This window comes from Francisella noatunensis subsp. noatunensis (genome assembly GCF_009823375.1).
Lineage (GTDB): Bacteria > Pseudomonadota > Gammaproteobacteria > Francisellales > Francisellaceae > Francisella > Francisella noatunensis.
This window is the reverse complement of record NZ_WBSX01000150.1, coordinates 1-3,492: the sequence shown is the minus strand read 5'-3', so window position 1 is coordinate 3,492 and position 3,492 is coordinate 1. Positions and strand designations below refer to the sequence as shown.

The following is a 3,492-nucleotide window of genomic DNA, read 5'->3' as shown; positions in this document are numbered from 1 at the left end:
ATTTGAAAGAGTTAAGTGCTTTGGCATTTTTTAGTTCCTTATCGTTTATTTTAGTTTCGTCAAAACCTAATAAACTATATTTGGAACTCTCTTTCAACTATTTAAAACTTTCAGAATACAATCTAGCTAATAAAAAAATACTTGATTGTTATTATAAACTAATTAATAGTTTAAATGTTAATTAGAATAGATAATATATACGGTGATTAGTAAAGATCAATTTATTTAGAATATACTTTTAACTTTTTCTAATAACTTGTTTTTTTCTTGATCAGTATATGATTTAGACTGAATATTACCCCAAACTGGAGCTGGCCATACAGGATCATTTTCAAAACGTCCTACTACATGAATATGCATTTGCTTAACCACATTACCTATAGTGGCTACATTTAACTTATCCGCTTTATATTCGTTGACTATAAAGCTAGATAGTTTATTAATAATCTTATTAATATTATACTGCTGTGAATCATCAAGTTGATACCACTCTGTTCTAACTGTAAACGGCACAACTATAAACCAAGGCACTGTAGAATTATTCATTAGCAAAATTTTACAGTCTAAGTGTTCACAAATTTCAAAAGTATCAGCTTCTAAACGAAAATCTAGCTTAAACATCAAATAGTTTCCTTACTTTTTCTAAATCTTGAAGTGTATCAACACCTGCAGGAGTTGGTTTAGCTGATTGTTCAACAGCAATTTTATAACCATTATATAGCACTCTTAGCTGTTCAAGAGCTTCATATTTTTCGATTGGTGATATTGCAAGCTCTGCATAGTGCTTCAAAAAGCCAACTCTATAGGTATATATGCCAATATGCCTAAAAAATTCAGATATACTAACTTGATGATTCTCTGAGAAACCTCTTTCAAAAGGGATTGAGGCTCTACTAAAATATAAAGCATAGTTATTTTTATCAAAAACAACTTTGACATTATTTGGGTTATATATGTCTTCAGCTTCAGTAATTCTCTCACACAATGTTGAAACAACTGCTTCTGGCTTTTCAATTAATAATTGTGCTGCTTGCTCAATATTCTCAATAGGAATCAAAGGTTCATCACCTTGTACATTGACAACAATATCCTCATCAGCAAAACCCAGCTTAGTAACTGCCTCTGCTATCCTATCTGTACCTGACTCATGATCATCTCTTGTCAAGATTATTTTTGCACCAAAATTTTCCGCAGCTTCCTTTATTTCTTGAGAGTCTGTAGCTATGATTATGCTTTTAAATTTTGATTTAGCTACCTGCTCATACACTCTTTGAATCATTGGCTTACCTGCAATATCTGCAAGCATCTTGCCAGGTAAACGTGTAGACTTAAGTCTAGCAGGGATTACAACATGAATATTAGCCATATTTTTTTACCTCTTCTAACGTTAGTTTTTTAGCTTCTTCAACTAACATTACTGGAATATTCTCGCGAATTGGATAAGCTAATTTGTCAGCCTTACAAATTAAAAGCTGATTTTCTTTGTCATAATGTAAACTTGAGTTACAAACTGGACAAACCAACACATTTAAAACTGAATGATCCACTATTTCACCTCTATTATAAATTCATATTTATCTACTACTTGTTCTGCTTTGACAAGTATATAATCATTTACTTTACACCATGCTGGAATATCATGCATAGTCCCAGGATCTGTACAAACTACTTTTAGTTGCTCCCCTGACTGCATAGCTTTCAAAGCATTTTGTGTTTTGATAACTGGCATTGGGCAAAGAAGTCTTTCCAAATTTAATTGCTGCATTATATATACCACTCTTTATATACCACTCTTTTTTAATCTCATCAGCAGGCATCCGCCTAACTACAACTTCCTTACTGGTACCATCAAGATAGTTAAACACCATTGTTACGCTTTCAGCATTTTTACCCTGTGTAAACCTACCTAAAATTTGTGCTGTAAAATCTTCATCTGCTTTATCAAAATCGCCATCAATAAGGATTAAAGGGCCTTGATGAGATGAACTGTACACATGAATAAACTGATTTTTATAGCCATTTAAATAATTATTTTCACCTTCTTCACGACCAATTATAAGTTTATATTCAGGTTTATAACGAATATGTCTACCTACTTTAAGAAGCATAATATCATCAAATTCATACTCTTTTGAATTACGCGCTTGCCATAAATCAACTAATTTATCAGAGTATTGTTTATCAGTAAGAAAGCAACATCCTCCTGCAGGAGATGCATAATCCTCTATCCCCCAATCGCGCGCCATTCTCATTTGATCTTTTCTACCTCTACCTGTTATTCCCATTAGCTTAGATCTATCAACCCAACCCTCTCTTTCAGGTTTTGTTTCAGGTAAGTTTTTTGCACTTAGCGGTCTAAGTAATAAGTCATCTACTCCTGATTGTTTTTGAACAACTGGCATTGTACTTTTACGCTGTGATATTGGTCTTTGACCTATTACTTCACCTGTAATTATAAAATCAAAGCCATTTTCCTTTGCCCATTTCTTTAGCTTTACGCACCATAAAAATCTTACAGTCAAGACATGGATTCATATTAGCACCATAGCCATATTTAGGATTTAATAAGACATCTTTGTACTCTTCAATCACATCAATAATATGTAACTTAATTCCTAACTGCTCAGCAACCCATAGTGAATTATTACGTTTTTGTTTTTCTTTATCTTGCTTACGAATTGCATGAGTATGTCCCTCAACACAAAAACCAGTAAAAAAATTTATACCTTCTACATGTATACCCTGCTCTAACATCATTTTTGTTGCAAGCATTGAATCAAGACCACCAGAAATTAGTGATACTGCTTTAACTTGTTTCTTTTCCATTATTATTTTTGTCTAATTAAATTAAATATTTGTAATAATTCTAACATATCGACATTTTATAAGCTAGATTGTATTCTCAATGTTTATAGAGATACCAAAATGTACTTCATTAGGTGTCAAGTAATTTGAACATTTCTTAGGTCTATTATTCAAGTCTATCTGTAACTTTCTAATGTATTGATGAGATATATTGTTAAAGTTAGTACCTTTAGATATAAATTGTCTGATATACCTATTCATGTTTTCATTAGTACCTCTTTGCCAAGGACTGTATGGATCAGCAAAGAATACTTTGATGCCAGTCTTGCTAGTTAGCTTCTTATGTTTAGCAAACTCTTTACCATTATCAAATGTAGCTGTTAATATTTTATGACCATTAGATACTTTGTACAATATTCTATTGATTGAATTAGCTGTTCTATCTATAGACTTGGCTAAAATAGTAAATCTGCTAGCTCTATCGACCATTGTTACAATAGCACTTTTATGGTCTTTACCAACAATAGTGTCACCTTCAAAGTGATAAAGATTTTTTCTATTATTAGCACTGCTAGGTCTTTCAGAAATACTCGCTCTATCCTTTATCTTAACTTGTTTAGAGTCACCTTCTTTTTTGTATTTATATTGTCTAGCTTTGAAAAATAATAAGTGTCTAAGCTTTAACTT

6 protein-coding genes and 1 pseudogene are annotated in these 3,492 nt (G+C 31.8%); 1 reads left to right on the top strand and 6 read right to left on the bottom strand.

Features of this window, described 5'->3' with window-relative positions:
* Positions 1 to 185: hypothetical protein (locus F8C69_RS10880; RefSeq protein ID WP_236352448.1), on the top strand; the 185-nt coding region annotated here is incomplete at its 5' end.
* Positions 186 to 225: 40 nt separating this feature from the next.
* Here F8C69_RS10880 and F8C69_RS09665 read toward each other — a convergent pair.
* The 6 genes and pseudogenes from F8C69_RS09665 to F8C69_RS09640 all read right to left on the bottom strand — a co-directional run.
* The gene (locus F8C69_RS09665) at positions 226 to 621 is read right to left on the bottom strand and encodes an HIT domain-containing protein (RefSeq protein ID WP_159185011.1); all 396 of its coding nucleotides are present in this window, start codon (positions 619 to 621) and stop codon (positions 226 to 228) included.
* A complete protein-coding gene (gene kdsB / locus F8C69_RS09660) occupies positions 614 to 1,366 on the bottom strand; it encodes a 3-deoxy-manno-octulosonate cytidylyltransferase (protein ID WP_159185010.1) in 753 nt (250 codons plus the stop codon). Before kdsB ends, F8C69_RS09665 begins: the two co-directional genes overlap by 8 nt.
* Complete coding sequence (locus F8C69_RS09655; RefSeq protein ID WP_013923253.1) at positions 1,359 to 1,547, bottom strand: Trm112 family protein; 189 nt, start codon at positions 1,545 to 1,547, stop codon at positions 1,359 to 1,361. The genes kdsB and F8C69_RS09655 overlap by 8 nt, the downstream gene beginning before the upstream one ends.
* Positions 1,547 to 1,729 (bottom strand): sulfurtransferase TusA family protein, encoded by a 183-nt coding sequence (locus F8C69_RS09650; RefSeq protein ID WP_234384269.1) that lies wholly within the window; start codon positions 1,727 to 1,729, stop codon positions 1,547 to 1,549. The genes F8C69_RS09655 and F8C69_RS09650 overlap by 1 nt, the downstream gene beginning before the upstream one ends.
* Positions 1,730 to 1,781: 52 nt before the next feature.
* Positions 1,782 to 2,826, bottom strand: a pseudogene (locus F8C69_RS09645) (tRNA (5-methylaminomethyl-2-thiouridylate)-methyltransferase); the annotation flags it as partial.
* Positions 2,827 to 2,889: 63 nt separating this feature from the next.
* A partial coding sequence (locus F8C69_RS09640) for an IS30 family transposase (RefSeq protein ID WP_159184674.1) occupies positions 2,890 to 3,492 on the bottom strand: 603 nt, incomplete at its 5' end.